The sequence below is a fragment of the Candidatus Phytoplasma stylosanthis genome, assembly GCF_032886435.1.
GTDB classification, from domain to species: domain Bacteria; phylum Bacillota_I; class Bacilli_A; order Acholeplasmatales; family Acholeplasmataceae; genus Phytoplasma; species Phytoplasma stylosanthis.
Genome location: NZ_JAUZJP010000032.1, coordinates 1 through 1,832 on the forward strand (window position 1 = coordinate 1; position 1,832 = coordinate 1,832).

General features: G+C 29.4%; 3 protein-coding genes. All 3 read left to right on the forward strand.

What is annotated here, in order from left to right; translation table 11 throughout:
- On the forward strand, positions 1 to 182 hold a 182-nt coding region (locus Q8777_RS02535), incomplete at its 5' end, for a hypothetical protein (protein ID WP_318749421.1).
- On the forward strand, positions 183 to 1,517 hold the full coding sequence (gene dnaB / locus Q8777_RS02540) for a replicative DNA helicase (RefSeq protein ID WP_318749420.1): 1,335 nt from the start codon (positions 183 to 185) through the stop codon (positions 1,515 to 1,517).
- 14 nt (positions 1,518 to 1,531) lie between these two features.
- Positions 1,532 to 1,832: YqaJ viral recombinase family protein (locus Q8777_RS02545; RefSeq protein ID WP_318749487.1), on the forward strand; the 301-nt coding region annotated here is incomplete at its 3' end.

A 1,832-nucleotide genomic window follows, 5' to 3' on the forward strand; every position in this document is an offset into this window, starting at 1 on the left:
CTCGTTATGAAAAGGGATTACATACTTTTATCAGTTCTAATTTTAATTTAGCTCAGTTAATGCAACATTTTATGATAGGTCCAGGAGAAAAAGATAAAATGAGGGCTTTAAGAATGATTGATAGATTAAAAAAAATGTGTCAATTTTATTCTTTTGATCATCCCAGAAAGGAACTTAGTTAAATGAATTCTCTTCAAATGCCTTTCTATTTAGAAATGGAACAATCCATTTTAGGGATTATCTTTTTAAATCCTCAAAGAATATCAATGGTGCAGGAACGATTAGCTACAGAAGATTTTTTTAATTTGGAACATCAAGCTATTTATGAAGCTATGAAAAAATTAAAAGAAGAACAAAAAGAAATTGATTGTTTTTCAGTAAACGCTTTTTTAGAAAAAGAAAATAAAAAATTAACTCATGGTTTAAAATATTTATTTCAATTAACTCATAATATTCCTTCTATTTATCATTTGGATTCTTATATTGATTTTGTCTCCAATGCTGCTTTGAAAAGAGAAGTTATTGTCACCCTTTCTGGTCTTTATCATGAAGGAATGAATAATCAAGAAATTGATTTTGAAAATTATTTAAATACAGTAGAAGAAAAATTATTTCAAATTGCTAAAAAGAAAAAAAATCAAAAGTTTATTGATATCAAAACTTTATTACAAGCAGTAGAAGAAAAAACTGTTCAACATAGAGAAAATCAAATTATTGGTTTGGGGACAGGTTTTTCAGCTTTAGATGATTTAACTTTGGGTTTTAAACCTGAGGAATTAATTATCTTAGCAGCTCGTCCTGCCATGGGGAAAAGTAGTTTAATGACGGAATTGGCTTTAAATATTGTTCGTCAAGAACCAAATAAAAAAATTTTAATCTTTAGTTTAGAAATGGCTAACGAACAATTAGGAACCAGAATCTTAAGTTCTACCAGCGGCATTGAACACAAAAAAATTCAATTAGGTCTTTTAAATCCTCATGAAATCACTTTATTGAAAGCTAGTGCCACTAAATTGAAAAAATATCATCTCTTTTTTCATGATAATTTCAGTGCTAATCTGTTAGAGATTCGTTCTCAATGTCGTCAAATGAAAAGTCAAAATCAATTAGACCTAGTGATAATTGATTATTTACAACTCATTAACAAAAGTCATGAACCACAGGCATTGAAATTTCATAATCGCCAAGAAGAAATAGCCTCCATTACACGCAGTTTAAAACAAATGGCTAAAGAATTAAAAGTTCCTGTTTTAGCCCTTTCTCAATTATCCCGTGAAGTCGAAAAAAGAGAAGACAAAAGACCTCTTTTATCTGATTTAAGAGAATCAGGAACAATTGAACAAGATGCTGATATGGTGTTTTTTCTTTATCGACCAGATTATTATGAAAGAAATAGAACTGAAACGACAACCAAAGTCGTTTCTGCGGAATTAATAGTAGCGAAGAATCGGCAAGGACCAACAGGGAAAGTAAATTTAGGATTTGATTTAAATATTTTATCTTTTCGAGAGAAATAAAAAAAGGAAAAAAGATGAAAAAAATAGATTTAAAACAAAATAGTTGGGCTTGGTTTAAACACCGTCAACATTATATTAACGCTTCTGAAATCGGAACCATTATGGGTTTAAATCCTTATGAAACCAAAGAAGAGTTAATTAAAAAGAAACTTTTTAAAAAACCTTTTGTGACCAATGAAGCGATGGAACATGGCAAAAAAACAGAACCCAAGGCTAATTTATTCTTTTCTGTTTTAACCAAGAAAAATTATGAACCTGCTGTTTTTATCAAAGATCTTTTTTCTGCTTCTTTAGATGGTTATCACGCTCCTTCCC

Bases quoted from the DNA above. Each gene is read 5' to 3' on its own strand.
- dnaB (WP_318749420.1), top strand. From the start codon at position 183: ATGAATTCTCTTCAAATGCCTTTCTATTTAGAAATGGAACAATCCATT.